Origin of the sequence: Acetobacter sp. AC2005, from assembly GCF_037901235.1 — a bacterium.
GTDB lineage: Bacteria > Pseudomonadota > Alphaproteobacteria > Acetobacterales > Acetobacteraceae > Acetobacter > Acetobacter oryzoeni.
In genome coordinates, this window is record NZ_CP149626.1 from 92,105 (window position 1) to 114,544 (window position 22,440).

Below are 22,440 nucleotides of genomic sequence, written 5' to 3' on the forward strand. Positions count from 1 at the left end.
AAATCAGCGTCGAAAATATTTTCTACATATTAAGACACCATCTCGATTTTACATGCGAAATAATTATTCTGTTATAGAAATAGCGACCACTAGAATGTCAGTTTGCAATGAATTTCTGTCTGCGCGAAAGTTCTTTCTCATCTTTACGAACAGATTATTTCGGCTGATATAAAAAAGTATATGTACTATGGTTTCAAACTTGAACAATAAGGCCCACATCAGAATGTCGAGACATTGGTCATCAGATCCTTATTTCGTGGATGCGCTTGATAAATATACTGCCCTACGGAACGCTGGACAGAAAACTCTCGAATTAGACCTGGATGCGATTGAAGAAGTTATCTCAAATAGGGATGGCCCAGCTTATCGCCTGTTTGATGCCATGGTTAACATTAAGGAAACGGAAGGAGACGAAGGCTATCGTGGTGCACCGCGCATTTTGCTGGCAATCCTTGAGCACCTTGGCGAGATTTCCAAACAAAAACAGACAGATTAATACCGCATCATCAATGCACGCATATCCCGTTATTCCTGTTTGTTTAGCGCATCTTCATAATGGTTTAGCGGGATATTGATATTATCGCAGGTAGATTAAGACGTAGGAAAAGGATTTGTAGGACAAGACACGGTTTGAATGTAAAAACAATTTAGATTACTTTAAATAGAATAAAATGAAATTGCTCTCCATTTTAGAATTGAGAGACCTGACGTCTTTCTGCAATATGTGGTAAAGAACCTAAAGCACACTAGAACACTGAGCGGATATTCAAGATGCAAACCATGATTATCGGCGAGAAACGAGAACGTGCCCTTTCTGGAGAAATTCAAGCAAACGCCGTAGAGCGCAGAAGGCATAACAATCAGCGTGCGCATGACCTGCTTGCTGGCGAACCAAAGCTGAAGACCCTTGTCGCACTCGCGAAAAAACAACTCAAGGCCAAACAGGTCTGGATTTTCGGTAGCCGCGCCAATGGGACAAACCGGCCAGATAGCGACTGGGACATTTTCCTCGTCCTCCCCAATACGGCCACTGATAATGATCTTAATCCCGTTACGACCTGGTCTATTGGGCGAAGCGCCGGTTTGATTGCTGATGTTGTCGCTGAACGCGATATTGAAGTCCGTTCAGCAATCAACGTGCCGAATACTTTGTCGTATGTCTTACATCGTGAAGGTGTTCGCGTTGCCTGAAAAGTCTGATCCCATTGCGAAAAAAATCGGCGCGCAGATTTGGTTGGCAAGCTGTTACCTTCATGACGCAAAAACACTTCTTGAGACACGCAGCCGAAATGCAGTCAATCAACTCTTTTATGCGGTTGAGGCGCTCTTGATCGCAACGATGACAGCCGAAGGACTACATATTAACCGGCATCAACAACATCAATTAGGCGCGATACTTGATACCATGCCTGATGAAAATCCATGGAAGCCGGAATTTCGTCCACTAGAAGTATTAACAGGATATGCCACCACTTACCGGTATGCGACACCTGGCGGCAGGATTCCCAAAGCCCCACCCCAGGCAGATGTTGAGGGCTGGTTAACAGCGACATCCCGTCTCCTTGAAACTGCTAAAATGCATTTCGATGTTACAGTTGATACTGGAGAATATAACTCCATGGCTGGAGTGATTGATCCGCCTCGTTGATGATTGCTCTCACCCAGACGGCGATTGCATTCGGCCGCATTGATCAGCGGCTCCGTCATCACCCTCTTCTCCCTGCCATCCTCTTTCGGGAACGGCTTGAAGCCGCACGTGCCTGTGCAGCTGTCGATGGCCACCTCATAGATCCCTGGCGCCTTGCCGCCGAACTTGAGGGCTTGAGAGTGGTACCACTCGGCTCTGATGTCTTTGAGCGGGGGTCCTCTGTTGATGCGGCACATGCTGCTTTTGCACAATACCAATGGCTCGTTAAGCCAGATGAAGCACAACGCAACGCGATAGAGAGCGCCCTGGGGTGGCTTTCTGAGCACAGCAAGGCATCAGGCCCTCTTCTTGGCGCTGCTACTGCATTTCATGCCTGGGTAGAAGCTGGTCATGCCCGTGCCCCGATGCGCGCAGCCTTGATCCGACATTGGCGACGTACTGATATCCTTCATTTTCCGCTTCCCCTTGTTGGCGCCAGAGCTTTTATAGCGGATGCACCATGGGAACCATCAGAATGGATCCCGTTCTTCCTCAACTGTCTGTATGATGAAATGACGGCCGTAGAAAACCGTACGCGTGCACTCGAACGAAGCTGGCGTCACGCACGCTTGCAATCAGGTGCCCAGAGAAGCACATCACGTGCCGATAAGGTCATAGATATCCTTGCCGCATACCCACTGATATCTGCAACGCGCCTCTCGGACGAACTGGGGTTATCTCTAAAAGCGGCTTACATCTATCTGGAACGATTTCTGTCAGATGGTCTAATTGTTGAAGTCACGCATCGCACAGCAAGGCGATTATTCGCCCTGAAAGAACTTGAACCACTCCGCGAGATCGTGCGCCCTCCCAAAAGACCCCTACCCGGCAGGAAACGCGGGCGGCCGAAAAAAAGCGAAAGTCAGGAAACCAATCTTCCAGAGGAGGACGTGGACATCCGGTCCCTAGGACCAGTGCCCACGTTTGCACCCATAAATTATGAGGAGCTGGACCGCGCGATAGAGAACGCAGAACGCATCATACGCCACTATCGTGCTGATTAGGCACAGAGTGTTCTATCCAATCTGTGGGCCTCGCGATTTTGGCCCATTTGATTGCGGGGCAGGTCCTTCTGACGCAGACAGTTTCTGGCTGGCCCGAGTAAACCAGGAAGAAGATAAGTGTGCCTGTTCAGCTTTCATCCCCTGCGCTGCACGCTGATCCTCACGCAGATCAAGACTGCGAACGGCTGCCCGACCGATGGCATAGATGGCGTCACGCGCCGATCCGTCCCGTCCGGGGAGAACGGTCAGCTTTTCAATGCCGGCCTTTTGGGCCTGATCAATATGACGCAGAACTGTGCCAACCTGTGTGTCACTCTCAAGAGCTTTCAGTTCTCCCCGTAACCCCCTCAGCTCTTTCAACGTGGTGCTGTCAGCCCGGCCTGCACCAAGTGTTCTGGTGGCCCCCTCAATCCGGGATTGTATTTCATGGCGTGCTGGATCACGCAGCGAGAGAGCTTCGCGGCGCGCCTGGTCAGGCGTCATGGTACGACCAGACTTGAACAATGAGGCGATGGCATGCGTCATGAGACGCTCGTCATTGACTGCCGCCTGGCTGCTTGCCCTGTTCCATTGGTCGTGATCCAGTTGGCTAAGATCAAATGTATGCCCCGCATTTCTGGCAAGATGGGCAAGATGCAACAGCGTGACCTGCTGGTTCCCATGCCGGAAGGGCAGGATTTTATCCAAAGAGGCAATATGCGTGGCTGCTGCCCGTGCAAAACGATCAGATGACAGATCCTGCAGACCATTATTCGCATTCAGGTTTTGGAAAACAGCATTAACGGATTGATGAATACTCTGTGGGTGAAGACCTTTCCGGCCGTCAACTGACAGGTTGCATGTCCTGTATTGTCCTGCCCAGTCGTAGACGTCCTGGAACAGATGATGATGCAGATTCTTCAATGCAGATGGTGAGCTGGTTGCTGTCGGCATGGTGATCGCCCGGCTCAGATAACGGGTTGTTTCAAAAACGCGCAGGCGATCTGCGTTCTGATAGCCCTTCTTGTTCACGAGAACATCGGTGTCTGGATAGAGATAGGGGTCAGTGACAGGCATCATTCATCTCCTTCCATTGGACGGATCGGTTCATCCAGTTCCTCATGAAGGCGTTCAAGATAATCCATGAGAATTTCAGCCGGCACACGCGCCTCAATCAGTAATGTTGTGATGGAGCAAATTTCAGCCATCAGGTTACGTTCTGGCCTGTCATGTTCGGTCATGGCGCTCATCGCGTCCTGAATCAGCACCTTGTAGAAAGACGTCATCTCCGGAGATACGGGCTCAAACGTCAGTTTGGCCAATTCCTTTCGATAGCGCTCGACCCGTGGAAAGCGCGTTGGTTCATTCATGTTGCCCTCAGTCCTCCCGGTTGTGCCGAGCGAATGGGGATACGTATCCCTTATCGTCTGCATCGTATGATCTCCTACAATCAGGAGTCAGCCAGACCATTATGCGACCAGAAAGCATTTCCGATTTCCACTGACCCGAGACCCGCTCCCGTGATTACTGCACTATAGTCGGTCCGCGTTTCAGCTTTTCCGCCAGCCCATAAAGGGTGCGATCCAGTGCGAGTTGCCCCGCAAGGAACCGTGCGATCATGGCGCGCAACAGGCCTCCTGGTGAGCGCACTTCACCTGCGTCCGTCCGTGCAGCAATTGCCGCAATCACCACAGCATTCGGGTAATCCCCAAAAACCGCCTGCCCTTGCGCCCAGGCATGTCGGGATATTCCAAGCTGCTCGCACGCAAAGAGTGCGGCCTGTATGATTTCGGTTTCTGCCGGTTTGTCGGAACTGCAATATTGCCGGAAAATCGGGGCGATATGCAGGACAAAAGATGGCTTAGCCCGGAAACCACGAAGCGGATCTGTAACAGCCGAGGGGACAGGTTGGGTTTGAGCGGCACGGGAGGACGAGGACGACCGACTACGCGAAGCTTCATTGCAATTTTCGGCGAAGCCGGCCGCTTCTACAGTAGCTTTAGCTAAGCTGGTTGATTTTGTATAAGTATAGTGGGGGCGTTCTGGTGTCCCCATGGGGTCACTTTCCACAGATAAAGGAACTGAATCAGAGGTATCTGAAGAGACGGTCATCTCCTTGGCAAAAGCGATCTCCCGCTCAACCTGCTCATGAATCTGACGAAGTTCCTGGCAGATGGGGTCAAGCCATTTCGGATCACGTTCACTCCCCCGCTGACTGACAAGAGCAGAGGTACGGGCGAGTATCTGTTTTCCGTCTTTCACCGTGACCCCTGCTTCTTCTGCAGTTTGAAACAGGGCGTAGATGGTGCGGGAGAGTGTTGTAACCTCCCGATGGAGGCGACGACCTTCCTGTTGGCGCCAAAGAGCCGTTTCAGCCGCACGTTTGAGATCATCAAATCGGCGGGCAAGCGGAGAAAGATCAAAACCGTAGGCCTGCTGGCTTCGCGGAGTAAAAGGGTTGGAACGACGGTAACGCTGTCCGTTGGGACTATCCCGGTGAAGGAGCCACCCTGCTTCGGCCAGCTCGCGCAACAGGTTTTTAACGCGGGTTCGCCCTAGATCAAAGCGTTGCTGGATATCCAGATTGGATGCGGTGGAGACCGGCAGGACATCGTCTTCACCCGACCAGTCAGCTGGTTGGGTGAATGCGATCAGATAGCAGAGCAGTTCCGTCTGCTGGCATGTCAGGCCGAGAATCGACCGCCCCTGGCGTAGATAGCGATAGAGGTCGCTCATTTCCACGGCCTGGAGAGGCAGAGCCTCAGCTGTTGTTCGCGCCGCAACCATGGCAGGCGTGATTTTCCTTATGCCCGCAGAGCGGGAATAACCTTCTGATAACATTATTCTTTTTGTCCGACGAATGGGAATACCTTCCCCGTCGCGATGCTGACCCGCAGGACAAACGCCCCCTGTGGCAAGAAAAGACTTGCAATTTTACGGGATATGTCGGAGAAAAATTGTCGCCAAACTCTTTTTCATCCGACATCCCCATCAGGGAATGTATTTTGTGTCTGCAGGCCTCGCGAAAGCGGGGCCTCAGTCGTTTTAGGGGGAAACTATGTCATGGCTCTCTCTTCCTTCTCGCTCTTACCGACGGATCACGCCGCACTTGGGGCATGGCCATCGTCATTCTTGGGTCTCTCAACGCTCCGTATCTTCCTTTCATAGGAAAATTCGATGCGAACGAGTGTCTCTGGTTGGCGCTCCTGAAACGTGCTCGTCATGCGACAGAATGCACACTCATGATGCGACCAACCACAAGGGCTTAAATGCTTGAGACTGATTCCACAATGAACGACCCTATTATTTCTGCAAAAACAGGCGTTTAAGCTGCCTAAGAAGGTCATGTTGTCCCATGGGAAACGAGTCGAATCAGGACATCTTACTTAGTCATTTAAGCTTGTCATCTTCTCGCTCTGAAATCCTATGATCTCCATATTATCCTCGCCTGATATGCCTTGGAAATGGCGGTTTTCCGCTTGTTGTCTGCCGAATGCCTTCTCCTTATCCTGCAGGTTTGATCTCCTTTACGATCCAATTAAACGGTACCAGGGGGCAGGTTGCTATGTCTTGCGAGATAGACAGCAGGCACCAGCCAGGTTGCGTTCTTACATTCCGAGCGCACGCCGATAGATATCCAGCAGTGTTTCCTGCTCTTCTATCTCTGCGGGCTCCTGCTTGCGCAAGCGAATGATCTGCTTGATGGTTCGGACATCAAACCCGGCCGATTTGGCTTCAGTGAAAATATCCTTGATGTCCGAGGCGAGCGCTTTGCGCTCTTCTTCGAGACGTTCGACCCTCTCAATAATCGAGCGCAAGCGATCAGCGGCAATACCACCGACCTGAGCCTCTGTTTCAGTTTCTTGAGTTTCAATCGTAGCGAGCATGATGCCTCCTTCAAAAGCCTAGGACGAAAATGCTGAGTGATGATGCGACCGAACAGGTCTGAATAAGGACTTTAATATGGCGTCATGCGACCAAAATGACACATAGCCAAGATTGAGGAACATTTGTTCTTCACGGATGCGTGTACAGGGGTTTCTCCCGGTTCCGTGAAATGGTTTATTTGAAGACACAGTCAGTAACTATCCGTAATAACTTAACCAACAAGAAAATACGGAAATAGAGGTGGTCAGCAACCTCTGGTGGCATAAAGGGATTATTTGAATGCACGAGGAATTCTATCGGGGTTTTTCTTCCCTTGCATTGCTGGCAAAAGAAGATTTGCCGACATGTGTTCGAGAGGCAATTGTTTTTTTGAAGAAACATATTTGCCGCGTTATCCCTGATTGCCCGCATCCCATATTAAGATCGTCTCTCGTGTTAACTTTGTCTTTTCCAAGAGAGCAATGGGTTCATCTTATTGAGGTGATAAAATGGTACAGGCGCAGGGCAACGCCATCAGAGCGACGTCTTATTAGTCGATTTTTGAAAATCGTAAGACCCATTCTTCCAGAGGCGACCCCAGAACCTTTCCATTGGATACCGCCAGCATCTTTGATAAATTGCAGTAGTAACAAAAAAAAACAGTCTGTCGCATCCTGACCCGATAAATTTTCTCCCAACATTATGTAGGGAGAAAACCGTGTTACGTTTTTATCCGCTGGCCCTTACCCTTATCCTGCTCGAACCGACGGTCACTCAGGCTCAACAATGCTCTATTGCTAGTAACGGAACATCATCCGCTCCTTCTCCATCCTTACCACCTAAGCGCCAGTCAAACCCGTCTGACTCATATGATGCTCTGAATCGTCTGACTGGTTCTGGTGCCCATCTCGCAAGCCCAGGTCAGTTTCATGGCTTTGAAACCGGAGCAGCCTATACGCCAGATCGCGTGTTTATCTATTTCTTGCTCAAAGATCATCGTGGAGTGCTTGGTGGAACAGCAATCCCCGTTCCCTATGACACTCTGCGTTCGCTTTCTGGTAAACGCGCAACTGATCTTGCCCAGTGGCATGGTATTCGAGGGATGTTTTTGCAAAATGGTTCCCATTTTCAGGTAATCTACGCAACGCCAGATGGACAAGCCGCGGTAGCAGGATCTCTTTGGGACGCATCTGGTCGAGATGTCACCCGCCAGCAAATCCAGCATATTCCTGGAGCTGTTCCATCTGTTCGGATGGATGGTGCCCAGATCACAAAAACTGTTCTGGCATCTCTGCATGGTGGGACAGTAGGCTCTCTTTCTGCGCCGTCGGCCGTCATGCTGATAGATCCGCAGTGCATGTATTCCATCAAGGCGGCTCAAAATCTGATGCCGCTTGTACAAGCTGGAAAACTTCGCCTGAAAGTGGTTCCACTTTCAGTTCTGGATTACGAAGATCGCGGAGAAAGCACGCGCAATGCGCAAGCCATGTTATCATATCCTGAAACAGATATGGTGCGGGCATGGCTTGGGGGACACCTTCATGAACGGGCCGACACACCAGCCTCTAACGCTGCCAGTCAACTCGCAGAAAATGGAACGTTTGCTAAAAGCATTGCACTCAAGGGCACGCCGACGTTCCTCTGGATCCGCACAGACGGTTCATTGGGAAGGTTAGAGGGAAATCCGACAGATGTGTCTTCTTTTCTGGGGGAGTTGGCGCGATGAGCGAACACGACAATTCTTTCCAAGCATCTCAGAAAAAAGGCGTCATAAAAACGACGGCCAAACTGGCAAAGCACGTGACAGGCTCGCCAAGTGACGCCGTAGGTTGGCGTCAAATTAGCGGGAATTTCAATGTCATCCGTCTGCTCTGGACCATCCTTAAACTCTCAGCAAAGCCTGAGCCACATAAGGATGAGGGTAAAGTGCCAAATCCACCTTCCTTACAAGACGATGATCATGAACTCATCGAAGACGCACGCAATGACATTGTTGGAAAGAAGCCATTGCCTGCCATTCGAAGTGCTATTCCCTATCGTTATCTGACAGATGATGATTTGTATAATGTGATCAGAAAACGCCAGCGTGAGACTTTTTTCCGCGCTTTATGTGCGGGTCTTCTGACCATTGTCTTGTTTATAATGTGGTCAACAGAAATGATATTCTTTCCCTGGACAAGCAGCCGCCTGCTTTCATCCGTGGCATTTCTGCCTTTTCTGGCTCTTCTGGGTTCCATATCCTTATGGAACTGCTCTGTAAACTGGCAGCTTAGGACACGCCAGATCGCGACTTTCCGAGAATTTCTGGACAGAGCGGATAGCCTGCTTCCCCGCCTCCCCTAAAGATTGGGCCGCCCAGTAAAAGGCGACCCATTCGTTATTTCACCAGGTGCCGGGAGGCGCGTTCTGATCCCCGCCACTCGCTCCCGTTGCCCACGGTGAATGCTCATAATCTTCACGACCCGTATCGTTGCGTGAGTCTGTGGGTTTTACGATGGTACCCTCACGATTGTAGACGGGGGATGCCCATATGGCTCGCGCAGAACCATAAGCTCCATTGGGTTCATAATACAGATTGTGCAGGCGAGATGGTTTCGGTCCATGAGCATGGGACGCTGACTCAACATTACCCCCATCGCAGGCTGACAAAGCCAACATGAGGGCGAGCGGAAGATAAAAGAAAGGCCGCATTGTCATCTCCATTGTGATGGATCAAACAATGCGGCTGCATCATGCGATCAAAAACGTTTATGTCGAAGACGTTTCCGTCATGCCGGTTTGTTTGCAAAGCCTTACATGTCTTCTCGTGAGGTCGAACAGGCGATCATCAAGCATGACGGCATGGGCCTTCTCAGCTTCCAGGCGTCTCTGAAGTTCCGCATTGGCTGCGTTGGCCGTTGCCAACTGCTCTTCAAGAGTGGCAGATTTCTCACGTTCTGTGGCAAGCTCAACTTTAATGGCATCAAGCTTCCCGTCTAAAACTTGCACATATTCAACAGCTCTATGTGCAAGTTTCGCAGCTTCATTATAGTCGGCCTCAGAAACCAGCCTAGTGCGAGGCTTAAAAAAATTATGAACTTGTCGGCTCACAATTTCAGAGGATTCAGCCGAATATCGACCCAACATATAAGCGCCGAACGTTCCTAATCCAGTATCTGTCATCCGGGCCTCCTCTTTAGCCTGATGTTTTATTCATCGTAGTATCGAGTTTGCCTGTATCCCTCGCAAGCATTTTTTTCATTGGTGGAGTTGTGCTTACACTTTCCACAGAATGGCTTTCTTTCGAAGCTAATGCCTTTTGCATGTTCTGCATTGCTCCGGCCATGCCCACAGCTGCAACGTCACGACTAAACGCATCGACATCAATCCGTTCACCGCCACCGAAACCAAGAATTTGCGGGACACGGTTTGGCACAATCGCAATCAACCTGAACGAAGCAAGTGCAAGAATCATATGGAGCAACACAAACATCCATACCAGAAGCAACATGCCCAGAAAATTGCTGACCAGCCAACCATGTGAAAGCGCAAATCCGGCCGCGACCCCGAATGTCTGGTGCACTAGCCAAGACATTGCATCAAACACGAAATACCCGAAAAAGAGACCAAACAGCATGAGTGTTGGCCGAAACAACACGTCAAACAATAACGCATAACCCTGCCGAGCGTTGCCATGCAGCCCTTCACCATTCAGCGTCATATGCGCAAGCATCCATAGAGGTGCTGCCACAACAGCCTCACAGACAAGGATCAACCAGCTGGCAATACCTGCCATCCACATGACATACGGGACCATGGGAAGAACAAACGCGACGGTAAGTCCCGGCACAAGCATTGCAAAACAACCGAGCATGATCGGTGTCGAGAAAAATTGCATCGCCATATGACCAAGTCCAGCCGCAACGGCCCCTTCGGGCTGACCTGCCAGCAAGGAAAGAATACCCGTACTGATCATTCCAGCATTTGAAGACAGAACTGACGCTGTACCCATGGCCGTGACAGAGAGAGTAATAAGCCAGTGCCCAAGAGACATAAGGTTTCCAAAGGGATCAATCCAATATCCCCCTGTGCCAGAAGGTTCCATAAACCCAACCAGCATTTGTAAGGCGTAATCGTTGAAGTGCAGGGCACGAAAGAGTTGTGTCACAACACTGGACCCATCGCCACCGGGCATGGCACCTGAATAGAGGTCACCATTCCCACCCGGCGCGCTCATGCCATCAGTCGTTGCAACCATGGCGTCAATATTGCCTAGAAAGGTATGCGCTGACTGGATGAGAGGAGCGACATCCGACGCAAGAGCAGAACCAATACCACTGTAACTCGGCGTTGTGACGTTAGGGGTGGCAGTCATCAGAGAGAGCGTCTGCCCGTTCAGTCGGGCAAATTCGAGATAATACGCGCCAGCACCAGACCAGCCGAGGCTATCCAGACGGTTGGCAGTATTTGTTGCATCTCCGTTTGTGCCGAGACCCCATTGGTTTAAGGTTGTTGAGCGATCACTGATAGCCTTTTCGAGTTGGGAGCGCATCTGAGCCGCCTGTTCGGTCAGTCTGGACGTGTAGTCATTTGTGGCAGTCATCACAATCTGCATCAGAGGCGCAAGATCCTGTGTCTTCTTTGACATCCAGAAATTACGAGCGACCGTTTCCACGGGGCCACGGATGTCTGCGGCAAGTACGGCATCAAGCACATTTTTTTGCATTGCAGCCGTATCAACAGAAACTCCCGCAAGATTGGTTTTGCCCATTGCTGGCGTTTCCAGATTGATAGCGCCACAAGTCGGTGTGCCATCCCCCAGTGTCATGTTGTAGGCATAGTTCACCACCAGACCTATGGATTGTCCTGAAATGCCCTGTATTGTGCGTCCCGTAGGCGCAGGAATCAGGTTCGGGTTATTTGACGCAACGTTCAGCAGTGATCGGCAGAATTCGTCCTTGACCAGATTAAGGACGATACCTTTGGTTCCTGGCACGATCGGTGTCGCAATGACTTTACCATCCGGACCAATGGCCTTTACTGCGTAATGATAGATAGTCTTTGCCATCCCAATGCCCCAGAGCGAGCCTTGGACAACAACCGCCTGCCCACCATTGAAACCGGATATCGTGGGAAACATCATCAATGCCGCCAGACCGATCTTGACGATCGACATCTGGGACTGATTGTCACCAAGAAGCTTGGCTGTCTCGGCACCACGGAAATTGGTATTGAACCACAGATAAGTCACCCAACCTGACGCAATGACCCCGGCAAAAGCGGACAGCCAGGCCAGCATGGTACCAATAACCGTATTTTCAGACCCTATGGAGGAATCTCCTGACGAAAACACGGGAAAGATCGAGCGAACCACCACCGCAGTCCAATCGTCTTCAGGATCAAGCAGATCCCATGTTACGGTGTGAGAACCGGAAGCCTCAGATGATGAGCCCGACATTGTGCTTTGTGTAGTGCTTCCAGTTACTGAACCAGACTGCGCCATCGCGGATGGAACATATAGTGCCAGCCCCAACACCATGAACACCGATGCCAGAAATCCTCTAACTGTCATGGCCGTTGCTCCCTCAGCCCGGTGACATTGTCGGGCCGCTGGACGGTGCGGCACGGAAGAGACGTGCGAGAGTTTCAACGGCTTTTTTGACCAACTCTTTGGTTTTTTCCCCGAGTTCCTCCATCATCGACGTCCCAGGCTTGCTGCCAGGGAGACTTTCGGCCTCCTTTCCGATCTGCGCATCTATCTGTGCAAAACGTTGCTCCACCCGCGTTGTAGTGTTCATGGTTTCACCAAGCTTCTGGGCGGCTTCCCGCCCCTTCCCGTAGGCGTCAAGTTTACTGGCCGCGTTCTCAAGGCTGCTGGCGAATGCCTGATTGTTCTGCTTTTCGGCCTCAAACTGACCATGCAGAGACGCATATTTTCCACCGGGTTTCATTTCGGATAACACAGCTGACATGCCGCCCGGATCACTGGCGGCGGCCTCTGCAATCGCAGCAAGGATACTGGATCCCGGTCCCTGTCGAAGAGCTTGCATGGCCTCAACGGCTTTTGAACCTAAATGGGCGGTGTGGTCCATGTTCTTCTCAGCCTGAGCAGCATCATGCCTTTGGCTTTTCTCTCTCGCCCTATCGAGCCATCCGGGTGAAAGCTTGCCGGGCTCTGCTTCAAGTTTTGTCGCCAAGGCACCTGCCAAACGAGAGAAGCCGCCGACAAGCGCAGCCCCCATGCTCATCTTCTGAACAACCGGAGCTTCAAGCTCCTTTTGTGCTTCCGGTTCTTTTTTGTCCGTGCTTTGTGCTTTGTCAGTTCCTGCAGGCTCTTTCTTGGCTTGTTCGGCATTCTGAGGTTCTGTTCGGCTCCCTTCCTTCTGTGGTGTGGTCTGATCTGCAGATGGATTGTTTTCTTCCGCGTGCCCGCCTCCCGGAGAAGGATGTAGACCAGGTCTGGTCTCATCAGTTGGGCGTGTGTCCGAAGAACTTTGTGGCTCATTTACATTTTGAGCGCCGCTGACAGCTCGCTCTAACTGTTCGATCGAAAACAGAAAATCAGGGTGCTCTGGATCTGCCACGCCTGACCTCATATCCTCAACCATTCCCCTGATCTGGTTGACCAGTCTTTGGTCTGTCAGAGAGACGGTGCTGGCAAGGAGATGCTGGACTTCCTCAGAGTTTATTTCTGGTGCAGATGTGGCTCTCTCTTTCATTTCCGCCGCTAAGGGGTGCGTATCAGGAAGAACGGGGCCAGCTACCCGCGAAAAATCCTGTACTGAGTAGGCAATCTCTGTCCGGAGAAATAGATCATCTTCAGGTGCTCTCGATACCCGTTCCTTTAGGCGCTCAAAGCGCTGAACAACATCCGGAGCATGTTCTCGCACCACATCTTTCGTGCGATCAAGATAATCCATGACATTTGCCAGATCGGCAATCTGGGTAAGGGTTTCAGACATAGTGACCTCTTGGTTCAAGGATTGATGGTTGGAGACGGCATCTTGTTCGAGCCATGCTGCAAACGTGCTTCCTCGTTCTGGGCGATACCTGTCGCCCCTATGGATGCCTGGTAAAGTCCAAGGCGATAATTCTGCATGGCGAGATAGTTTGACTGAGCCAGTTCCGTCGCAATCTCGCGCAGGATGCTGGCCGTTGGCATTGCCTGAAGGGCTGCATTCCAACTGACGCTTGAAACGCGGCGATTGACCTCAAGGCTCATGGCCTGCAACCACGATGCACGATCAAGAGGTTGCAGGCCTTCAGCCTGCATTTCCCTTTTTTGTTCGGTAGTCAGGGACACAGAAGGCGTTTCCAGTGACGTGATGAACGCCATCACAAACCTCGCCAGAGACATGCGCGCATTGTATGCTCGGCGCTGGAGCATCTGCTCGCGTCCCATGGTGCTGCTTGCCTGCTCACCCCGGATAGCTGCCGGAGCAACAGGCTGGATCAGTGTCGTTGAATAATCATTGGCTGCATCCACAGCACCATCACCGGAGAGGGTATCCGCGATGAATAATGTGCTGGCACGCTGGTCAGCGTTGGGCAGACGGGAGACAGCGCTACATAGCCCTGCGTCAACATCTTCTTGGGAACAATACCGTCTCAAATGGAAGTTGGTGTTTGCATCAACCCCCTGAGCCCGCCCGTAGTATGAGGGCGTTCCTTTGGCGGCTTCCCCTCGTGGTTCAACGATTGTGGTAATTGCTCCCAATGCAGATCGCGAAGCTCTCGCAGCCGCCATCGTAGTCTGCTGACTGTCCAGTCCACCGCAAAACTCTGGAGACATCATGTGCTCGTCGCGAATACCGGTTTCCTGCTGACGACGCAGAAAGGCTGCCATAGCTGTATTTTGTGCATCCGCTATCCGACTTTGTGCCGCAACCTGTCCCTTGGCGTAATTTGCTTCCTGGGTGGCGGCATCGCGGATCATTGATGACACCGAGTTTGGGTTCGTCATGTCGTTGAGGCTATTGGTGATGTTTTCCCCGACTTTATCCATCTGCTTGCCCATAAAAGACTGCAGAGCATGAATGGCCCCGACAACAGCAGCCTCACCCATGAATCCATAAGCGCGTTGAGGCTGGATGCTGACAGTCAAGAGGCAAACCCCTGCAGCAAGCAGTGCAGTGTGCGTAATTCGCCTGTTTTGCTTCGACATCAGAACACCCCATCCATAGCGCTATCTGCGCTGTATCCCGATGGAAGAAGCGGGTTGCTTTCCACATAAAGACCGCCAGATCCTCCAGTAGTCCCAAACCCGCCAGAGGCTAAAGGCGGTCCGCCGCCGCCAAAATTCAGAGACGGGCACATGGTGCCGCTCCCGACATTTCCGAACCCAAGCCCCAGATTGATACCTGACAGGCTCAGGCTGCATTGTGTGCCTCCCATGGCATTCCCCCACGCACTCTGAGCTGCCTGACAGATCTGGGAACCCAACTGGCTTTCAAGGTTCTGGATCAGGGACATTGGGTCCAGGCCGCTTGTGATGACGTTCAAACCCTGCCCGTGAAGGAAACCATCAAGGCAAGAGAGAGGACCAATGCTATCTGGCTGTTTTTCGTAAGCATCATTGGCCTGTACACGCTGGTTGATTGCATTTGCGGCCGCCTGAGTTAACTCGGCGCATCCGACACTTCCCTGCTCGGTCTGTTGAGCAAACGCAGGGGTAGCCAACAGTCCCAGACAAAGGGCCATAGGAAAGCATAAAGGCCTTGCTTTCATGGGATTGTCTTTGCGTGAGAGGGAATAAGATTGGCCAAAGTCTGCAAGCGTTCAGGAGCAAGCAGTCGCACGAGTGTTTCAACACGGGCACGGCCAAATACGCCTCTGGTAAATTGGGATTCAGGCGTCAACAAACCAGAGAGACTGCCATGTGGACCGGCAAGTTCATCCAGCGCCTGACGAAGTTCATTCCAGTATTCGGGTGGGACAACATCCAGTGTCTTGCCCCATAATGTCCGGATATTTGGTTGCTGCAGGCGCTGCAGAGTATAATCACGTCCTTGTTGCGCGATATCCCTTGCCAGATTCTCGATTGCCATCAGCACATCGCCGTGCTGAGTTTGGTCGCGTTGGGTCTTCTGTAATGACGCTTGTGCCATGATCTGCCTCCTGAATGAGGCCAGCGTCACCGTTCATCATGCGACGAAACAGTTTTTTTTGTGATAATCCTTACTGAGTTATGGCCAACATCGATGGCGTATCCGAGTTGCGCAACTGTCGCGGCCAGCACCCGGTTCCATGTGTCTCCGCCTGCCCAGCTAACCAGTCGGGTCGTATCAATATCCCCTCCAAAACTCACGCGCACACCAAATGGGACAATCTGACGAACGGCAAAGCCTAGAGGCACCTCATTTCCAAAGCCGCTGACACGACGAAAATGACTACGATGAGACTTAATTTCCCCGGTTCCAGTTTCGGCTAAGGGCTTTTCAACAGTCTCTTCAGTCGGTTGATCACGGTTTGATGGAATAGAATGGACTTGCACGTCCTTATTTTTCGATTGATTTGGCTGCACTAGCTGGAATGCAGCGTTATGGAACATCGAATGACGGGGATTATTTGGTGTCGTTACGCTGATCGCAAGACAGATAGCAGGGATAATCATAGGTTTCTCTCCTTCGAAACCATATGAAAACCGCTATGATGCGACCAGAAACTGTATGACGATGCATTAACCATCAATATAAAGGTATTGACTGGTATTGACTGGCATGGACTTTAACGAACGAAAGGACGTTACGCATTATTAAAACCACCACTTTCGTGGTGTTTTGTTCCCGATCTTATGGCGGTCGGGACGCCTGCCGAGAAAGAGTTATGGAATGTCTAAGAAACCGAAAGAGACGCAGGCCAACACGAAACTGTTTAAAGATGGGCTTTTGTACCGAAACATCAGCGCAACTTTAACTGAACAGTGCAAACGTATTGGTATAACCCCCACGACCCTGTCGAAATTATCTGGTATCCATACAAGTACAATCAAGTATTTCAGGACAAGTCAGAAAACTGGCAAACCATTTTCCGTTGGCACTTTTTTCGGACTTGCAAAAGCATTACAACTTGATTTCGACCAAGTTCTGCCTCCGCATGGTGGAGCATTGGAACCGTTTCCTCCCCCTTTGACACAAAAAGATGTTGATTCGCTTGCAGTAGCCGCTAAAGCATTAGAGACGTCCAAGCCCGACCTGCTGAGATTAATGAAGACATTGTCGGAGATGGGAAAGCCTACGAATCCAGCTATTGAAGAAACGGCTGCCGTTTTTGCTGCAGAATCAGGGTTTAAAATACCGGGATCGCTTGAAATTCTTATCATGATTGGCCGACGTGTCCGGAGCCTTAGAATAGTTAGAGGATTGGGAAGATCTGAACTGAGAGGTATTTCCGGCGTACCATTTTCTTCGATTTTTGCTATTGAAGCAGGTCTACAAAACCCTTCAATGCAAACGTTATATCAACTCGCGGAAGCATTACAGGCACCGATTTCGTTCTTCTTCAAAACAGACCCAGAAACTGAAAAAAACCAAATTGATCTTGAGCGACGAGCTGCGTCCATAATTGCGTGTGGTCAAATTAGCTCTGTTAACGAGATGCTTTCGACAGTGGAATATTTATTCCGCACAGCGTCAGGTACATCTCCATTTGGATCATCATGATGTCGTTGGGCTGTTATAGATTCTGCCAGTGTTTACAAGTCACTGGCAGAAGTCTTATCTGGAAACAATTAGTATTCAGGATAGATCTTTACTCTCTCGGGTGATCTTTAGAGTTTTTTTGTGCATCCATTTCAATCATGGGCTGGCTATAGGCTGGACCACAACGTAGCCCTTTCAGGATGATTGCCGTTGTCCTCACGACTATGAATAATTAATTACGAGCCATAACAATCACGTTTATGTGCGTTCACACGATCTTCTATCGTGTTTTTATATCCCCAAAAGTGGCCCTTACTTTTTGTCTGCAACGATACTCGTCTATGCACGGAAAAATATATTCCCATGAATAAACAACAACTTAATAGAACTATCTCATTTGGATAGTTGGGGTCGTTTGCGGGAGGGGGCGAAATCCTACGCTAAGGATTTAGGCCAGCGATATTCGCCGGTGAGGTTGATGTGTTCCCATCCCAGCGGTGAGACATGGGCGAGGAGATCAGGCGGGATGATGATGCCGTCCACGGCGCGTCTGTCCACGACCTCCCCGAGTTTCATGGTGTTCCAGAAGATGATGATGGCGGCGAGCAGGTTCATGCCGGCAATACGATAGTGCTGCCCTTCGCCTGAGCGGTCGCGTATCTCACCTCGACGATGGAAGCTGATGGCGCGCTTGAGGGCATGATGGGCCTCGCCCTTGTTGAGACCGATCTGAGCCTGGCGCTGGAGACCGGCGTCGAGAATCCAGTCGATCATGAACAGGGTGCGCTCGATGCGACCGATCTCCCGCAATGCGAGGGCCAGCTCATTCTGGCGCGGGTAGGAAGCGAGCTTGCGAAGAATCTGGCTGGGGGCGACGATGCCCGCTGCGATCGTTGCCGTGACGCGCAGGATGTCGGGCCAGTTGCGCTCGATGAGCGGTTCATTGATTTTGCCGCCAACCAGCGCTCGCACATTGGCGGGCGTCGCGTTGGGCGTGAAGGCATAGAGTCTTTTCTGAGAGAGATCTCGGATACGCGGTGCGAACCTGTAGCCGAGCAAGGAGCTGGCGGCGAACACATGATCGGTAAAGCCACCCGTGTCGGCAAAATGCTGGCGGACGCGGCGGCCTGCGTCATTCATGAGCAGCCCATCGAGTATATAAGGTGCCTCGCTGACCGTTGCCGGGATGACCTGGGTAGCGAAGGGTGCATATTGATCGGACACATGGCTGTATCCCTTGAGGCCTGGGACGTTGCCATATTTCGCGTTGATCAGATTCATCGCTTCGCCCTGCTCGGTAGCAAGGAAGAACTGCCCGTCGCTGGATGCGGATTTCCCTTGTCCCCAGAAGGCGGACATAGGCAGAGCGGCATGGGCTTCCACGATCATGGCGAGCGCCCGATCATAGGCGCTGCCTTCGACATGCCAGCGTGCGATCCGCAGCAATTCCCAGAAGCTGTGCGTATTGGTCGCCGCTGCCATCTTGCGTAGACCAAGATTGACGCCTTCCGCCAACAACACGTTCATCAGGCCGATCTGGTCGCGGCAAGGCACGCCAGTGCGCAGATGCGTGAAAGCCTCGGAGAATCCGGTTCGCTCATCGACTTCCAGCAACAAATCGGTGATCCTCGTGGACGGGAGCTGTTGATAGAGATCGAGTACGAGATCCTCAGTGCCTTCGGGTGTGTCAGCCTTCAGCTTGTCGATGTGCAGCTTGCCGTTCTCGATGATGCCGCCTGGGATCGTACCGGTTCGCGCCGCGCGGCCAAGCGCCTTCAGTTGTGTATCCAGTCGAGCCCTGCGCTCGGCAAGCCATTCGCCGGGTTGCAGCGGCACAGCGAACCGCGCGGTCTGCTCTATCGCCTGTGGCGGGACCAGGATCTGCTTGAGGTCGCCATAGCGGCGCGATTTTGCCAGCCATATGTCGCCGGACCGGAAAGCGTCGCGGATATGGAACAGCACCGCGATTTCCCAAAGTCGGTAGTCGCCGGCGGGCGCAGCGCGAAGATGGCGATGCCATTTGGAGTTGGGACGTAGAAAATCCATAGGAGGATCGGATTTGATCCCGCTCTGTAGCAGCGCGATAGCCGTCAGAAGAGGCTTGGCAATCGGCGCCGCCTGCATGTCGAGCAGGCGCAGCATCCTGGGCGCATAGAGGCGGAAGCGATGATAGCCGTCCAGCACACGGCTGAGCGGGTCGGCAGCGAGCACATTGGTCAACGCAGAGGCCGTGGCGACAAGGGTTCTGAACCGTTCCCAGCCTGGACCGGTGGTGATTATCCCGTCCAGGGATGCGCCATCGTCCTGCGCTCCAAGCAAAGCACCACCGATTTCAGCAAAAGACTTCAGCGTGTCCCGAACGGCCGCCTTTTCGTCGGCGATCTTGGTGCTGCAAAGGCGTTCGGAGACCCGATAGAGACGGCCTACGATGCGATCGTGGGTCTCCACGATGACATCAGCCAGAGATGACCGCCATTCCATGGTGCAGACAGCGAGGATTGCAAGCCGCCTGCCTTCGGGCAGATCGCGCATGCCGTCGGCGTAATAGCGCTCGCCCTGCCGGCGAAGGCGGGTCACACGATGCGCGGGAACGCCGTCCAGCAAATCTGCCGGAAGATCGAACTTGTGGAGATATTCCAGTCGATCCATCAGCCGATTGGCCGCCGCCGAATTTGCGCCAACTTCGAACTGTCGCAGCCATACGAAGCGGGTGATGCGACCATCCACCGTATTCTCTAACAGATGAGCCAAATTCTCGCTCAGGGCTGGTGTTATGCGATGGGCGATACGATCTTCGATCCTGCGTTCGGCCTTGACCAGTGCATCGGCACAAAGGCGCTCAATCGTTGAGAAACCGGGAAGGATTGTGCGGGTGCGGCGACACTCTGCAACGAAGCGACGGGCAAGATCCTCATTCGATGTCGCCGCCTCGGCTTCCCGAGCGATCCAATCGCGCAAATCCCGTGCGCCCCGCCCCGAAAAGGAGCGATAGCCGTAGATCCGGCGTAGGTCCGCCAGATGCTCATGCCGGGTCTCCTCGCGCGCGGCATAGAGGAGTAGATCGTCACGGCTCAGCCCGAGCTGGGCCGCGATGAAATCCGATACCTGTGCCGGGATCAGCTCGCCAGGGGTGAGTACCCGGCCCGGGTAGCGCAGGACGCACAGTTGCAGCGCGAAGCCGAAACGGTTGTGGGCGCGCCGGCGCTGGCGGATATGCCCGAGATCCTCATCGCTAAGGGTATAGTGCCGCAGCAGATCACCTTGATCGACCGGTAAGTGAAACAGCGCCTCGCGCTGTCGATCGGTCAGGGTCACGCGACGCGGCATACATGCTCCTTATTCTTTCCAAGGTAAGGTTTGAGATAGTTTGATTGCGATGCTGGTTAAGATACACAATAGTGCAAGCTTATGTGCTCATGTTCGTCACCGCTTCAAACCAACGTTTAAGAAACATGCTGATCGGATATGCCCGCGTCTCCAAAGCCGATGGTTCCCAATCCCTCGACCTCCAGCACGACGCCCTGCGTGCCGCCGGTATCGAGCCAGGTAATATTTATGATGATCGTGCATCCGGTAGCCGCGATGATCGGCCCGGCTTAGCTGCATGCCTCAAATCCTTGCGCGACGGCGATGTGCTGGTGGTCTGGAAACTCGATCGCCTCGGGCGCTCGCTCGCCCACCTGGTCAACACCGTGAAGGATCTGTCAGACCGCAGGATCGGCCTGCGTGTGCTGACCGGAAAAGGCGCTCAGATCGACACCACAACCGCATCCGGCCGCATGGTGTTCGGTATCTTTGCCACTCTGGCCGAGTTCGAGCGGGATCTGATCCGCGAGCGCACCATGGCTGGCCTTGCCGCAGCCAGAGCGCGCGGACGAAAGGGAGGGCGAAAATTCGCCCTGACCAAAGCACAGGTGCGTCTCGCCCAGGCCGCCATGGCGCAGCGCGACACGTCTGTTTCCGATCTGTGCAAGGAACTCGGGATCGAGCGCGTCACTCTATACAGATATGTCGGACCGAAGGGCGAGCTCAGGGATTATGGGAAGCGCGTTCTCAGCTTAGCGTAGGATTTCGCCCCCTCCCGCAAACGACCCCTAGTTCACCGCAACGCTCAGCCGCAACGTTGAACGCCAAAGTATATCATCATGATTTTTGCGACCCTGTACACTTATGCTGTTGTTATAGGTTCGTATGACTCTGTTTATATCTGTTGACCTCATAGGCGGCTGCTGTGTTATTTCGTGGTGATCACTCATCAAACGACGGAATAAGGTCATGCTTGATTGCGCTGTCATCACGAGAAAAGATCGATTTTGGCTTCCTCAGTCTGTTTCCATTCCGATGATCAGACAGGTCCTTCGCCTGACACGAGATTTTACTCTCACCTCAGATCTGCTTGGAGTGACAATTAAGGAGGCGCAAGCTGCTTATGAAGACTGGGACAAAGCGCCGGTTATGCATGGCTATAAAATGCCAGACCATAAAAAGGCGTGGCAACGTCGAGAACTAATCATTCTGGGTCAAATGTGGAATCGTGGTGCCCAAGCAGAAGAAATCGCAAAAGTCCTGAAACGTTCCCGCTCCAGTGTATCTGGAAAACGACGCTCATTAGGCCTTCCCTCACGCACGCAGATCTCACGAGAAAAGGCCGCTGAACATAATGCCGCATTGCGTAAGAGCGCACTTTCAGCACCCAAGAAAACAGTCCTGTCATGGGCACAAGCCAGTGTTCTGACACGCAAAGAGTTACGGGGGCGCACTTACCGAGTGCGGTGCTGCAGAAACCTTGTGACAATTACCTGCATGTCCAGATCTGATAAGATCCGTTGGAATGAGGCAGCGAATATTGAATGCGCTTATCGTTATTTCGCACTTCAAAGCCATCATGTCATCGCGCAGGATTTCCTCCTGACGTCAGATGCCATTCGATCACACGCCAGTCTGGAAGAGTGCATTCCTGAATCCCGTCGCAAAAAACTTGTCTATTTTATCTATGAAGATGCAATTGAGTATATTACATCTCATAGAATTTTCCGCCGTCACTGCAGTGTTATGGAAGGGGCACGCTTCTGGACGAACAGTAAACTGCGTCGGCTCAGCCGTCGTGCACGCAAATCACGGCGTTTGCGTGGTCTGGTCGCCGCGTATGATCTCGCAGCATAAAAAAATAACGTTGATCTGAAAATAAAAGCATCTGGTCGCATCTGAAACCTTCACCTTGTCCTTATCAACTTTTGCAAAGGACAGATCGATGGAAGGTTATAAAGGGGCTGTCAGCGTCTTC

The 22,440-nt window shown here is 52.2% G+C and carries 21 protein-coding genes; 9 read left to right on the forward strand and 12 right to left on the reverse strand.

What is annotated here, in order from left to right:
- Positions 1-256: 256 nt before the first annotated feature.
- From QQM41_RS13455 to QQM41_RS13470, 4 genes are all read left to right on the forward strand, one after another.
- Positions 257-496, forward strand: a complete 240-nt coding sequence (locus QQM41_RS13455; protein WP_087652266.1) for a hypothetical protein — start codon at positions 257-259, stop codon at positions 494-496.
- Between the two features lie 284 nt (positions 497-780).
- Positions 781-1,191, forward strand: a complete 411-nt coding sequence (locus QQM41_RS13460) for a nucleotidyltransferase domain-containing protein (RefSeq protein ID WP_039891566.1) — start codon at positions 781-783, stop codon at positions 1,189-1,191.
- Positions 1,157-1,648, forward strand: a complete 492-nt coding sequence (locus tag QQM41_RS13465; protein WP_168455063.1) for a hypothetical protein — start codon at positions 1,157-1,159, stop codon at positions 1,646-1,648. The genes QQM41_RS13460 and QQM41_RS13465 overlap by 35 nt, the downstream gene beginning before the upstream one ends.
- Positions 1,648-2,691 (forward strand): hypothetical protein, encoded by a 1,044-nt coding sequence (locus tag QQM41_RS13470; protein WP_339078159.1) that lies wholly within the window; start codon positions 1,648-1,650, stop codon positions 2,689-2,691. Before QQM41_RS13465 ends, QQM41_RS13470 begins: the two co-directional genes overlap by 1 nt.
- A 12-nt stretch (positions 2,692-2,703) precedes the next feature.
- Here QQM41_RS13470 and QQM41_RS13475 read toward each other — a convergent pair whose 3' ends face one another.
- The 4 genes from QQM41_RS13475 to QQM41_RS13490 all read right to left on the reverse strand — a co-directional run bounded on the left by QQM41_RS13475 (position 2,704) and on the right by QQM41_RS13490 (position 6,557).
- Positions 2,704-3,750, reverse strand: a complete 1,047-nt coding sequence (locus QQM41_RS13475) for a Fic family protein (protein ID WP_339078160.1) — start codon at positions 3,748-3,750, stop codon at positions 2,704-2,706.
- Positions 3,747-4,040 (reverse strand): hypothetical protein, encoded by a 294-nt coding sequence (locus tag QQM41_RS13480; RefSeq protein WP_019088708.1) that lies wholly within the window; start codon positions 4,038-4,040, stop codon positions 3,747-3,749. Before QQM41_RS13480 ends, QQM41_RS13475 begins: the two co-directional genes overlap by 4 nt.
- Positions 4,041-4,194: 154 nt before the next feature.
- Positions 4,195-5,457 carry a plasmid replication protein RepC gene (gene repC, locus QQM41_RS13485; RefSeq protein WP_339078161.1) on the reverse strand — a complete coding sequence of 421 codons (1,263 nt, stop codon included), beginning with the start codon at positions 5,455-5,457 and terminating at the stop codon, positions 4,195-4,197.
- Between the two features lie 821 nt (positions 5,458-6,278).
- The gene (locus QQM41_RS13490) at positions 6,279-6,557 is read right to left on the reverse strand and encodes a DUF2312 domain-containing protein (RefSeq protein WP_019088706.1); all 279 of its coding nucleotides are present in this window, start codon (positions 6,555-6,557) and stop codon (positions 6,279-6,281) included.
- 698 nt (positions 6,558-7,255) lie between these two features.
- Here QQM41_RS13490 and QQM41_RS13495 point away from each other — a divergent pair.
- Together QQM41_RS13495 and QQM41_RS13500 are read left to right on the forward strand one after the other, a co-directional pair.
- A complete protein-coding gene (locus QQM41_RS13495) occupies positions 7,256-8,263 on the forward strand; it encodes a thiol:disulfide interchange protein (protein ID WP_012813114.1) in 1,008 nt (335 codons plus the stop codon).
- Positions 8,260-8,880 carry a hypothetical protein gene (locus QQM41_RS13500; protein ID WP_339078162.1) on the forward strand — a complete coding sequence of 207 codons (621 nt, stop codon included), beginning with the start codon at positions 8,260-8,262 and terminating at the stop codon, positions 8,878-8,880. The genes QQM41_RS13495 and QQM41_RS13500 overlap by 4 nt, the downstream gene beginning before the upstream one ends.
- Before the next feature lie 405 nt (positions 8,881-9,285).
- Here the strand turns inward: QQM41_RS13500 and QQM41_RS13505 are convergent, their stop codons facing one another.
- The 7 genes from QQM41_RS13505 to QQM41_RS13535 all read right to left on the reverse strand — a co-directional run bounded on the left by QQM41_RS13505 (position 9,286) and on the right by QQM41_RS13535 (position 16,129).
- The gene (locus tag QQM41_RS13505) at positions 9,286-9,699 is read right to left on the reverse strand and encodes a hypothetical protein (protein WP_339078163.1); all 414 of its coding nucleotides are present in this window, start codon (positions 9,697-9,699) and stop codon (positions 9,286-9,288) included.
- 13 nt (positions 9,700-9,712) lie between these two features.
- A complete protein-coding gene (locus QQM41_RS13510; protein WP_339078164.1) occupies positions 9,713-12,088 on the reverse strand; it encodes a DotA/TraY family protein in 2,376 nt (791 codons plus the stop codon).
- A gap of 13 nt (positions 12,089-12,101) precedes the next feature.
- A complete protein-coding gene (locus QQM41_RS13515; RefSeq protein ID WP_339078165.1) occupies positions 12,102-13,100 on the reverse strand; it encodes a hypothetical protein in 999 nt (332 codons plus the stop codon).
- 392 nt (positions 13,101-13,492) lie between these two features.
- Positions 13,493-14,680, reverse strand: coding sequence for a hypothetical protein (locus QQM41_RS13520; protein ID WP_339078166.1), 1,188 nt, complete (start codon positions 14,678-14,680; stop codon positions 13,493-13,495).
- The gene (locus tag QQM41_RS13525) at positions 14,680-15,216 is read right to left on the reverse strand and encodes a hypothetical protein (protein WP_012813311.1); all 537 of its coding nucleotides are present in this window, start codon (positions 15,214-15,216) and stop codon (positions 14,680-14,682) included. The genes QQM41_RS13520 and QQM41_RS13525 overlap by 1 nt, the downstream gene beginning before the upstream one ends.
- Positions 15,217-15,239: 23 nt before the next feature.
- The gene (locus QQM41_RS13530; protein WP_087636522.1) at positions 15,240-15,623 is read right to left on the reverse strand and encodes a hypothetical protein; all 384 of its coding nucleotides are present in this window, start codon (positions 15,621-15,623) and stop codon (positions 15,240-15,242) included.
- Between the two features lie 26 nt (positions 15,624-15,649).
- A complete protein-coding gene (locus QQM41_RS13535; RefSeq protein ID WP_042788894.1) occupies positions 15,650-16,129 on the reverse strand; it encodes a hypothetical protein in 480 nt (159 codons plus the stop codon).
- A gap of 217 nt (positions 16,130-16,346) precedes the next feature.
- On the opposite strand from QQM41_RS13535, the gene QQM41_RS13540 reads away from it, so the two are divergent.
- Positions 16,347-17,177, forward strand: a complete 831-nt coding sequence (locus tag QQM41_RS13540) for a helix-turn-helix transcriptional regulator (protein ID WP_339078167.1) — start codon at positions 16,347-16,349, stop codon at positions 17,175-17,177.
- Between the two features lie 414 nt (positions 17,178-17,591).
- Here the strand turns inward: QQM41_RS13540 and QQM41_RS13545 are convergent, their stop codons facing one another.
- Positions 17,592-20,483, reverse strand: a complete 2,892-nt coding sequence (locus QQM41_RS13545) for a Tn3 family transposase (RefSeq protein ID WP_061507276.1) — start codon at positions 20,481-20,483, stop codon at positions 17,592-17,594.
- Positions 20,484-20,608: 125 nt separating this feature from the next.
- Between QQM41_RS13545 and QQM41_RS13550 the strand changes: the two genes are divergently transcribed.
- Complete coding sequence (locus QQM41_RS13550) at positions 20,609-21,223, forward strand: recombinase family protein (protein ID WP_010512305.1); 615 nt, start codon at positions 20,609-20,611, stop codon at positions 21,221-21,223.
- Positions 21,224-21,431: 208 nt separating this feature from the next.
- Entirely contained in the window at positions 21,432-22,319 is an 888-nt protein-coding gene (locus tag QQM41_RS13555; protein WP_339078168.1) for a hypothetical protein, read from the forward strand.
- Positions 22,320-22,440 lie beyond the last annotated feature (121 nt).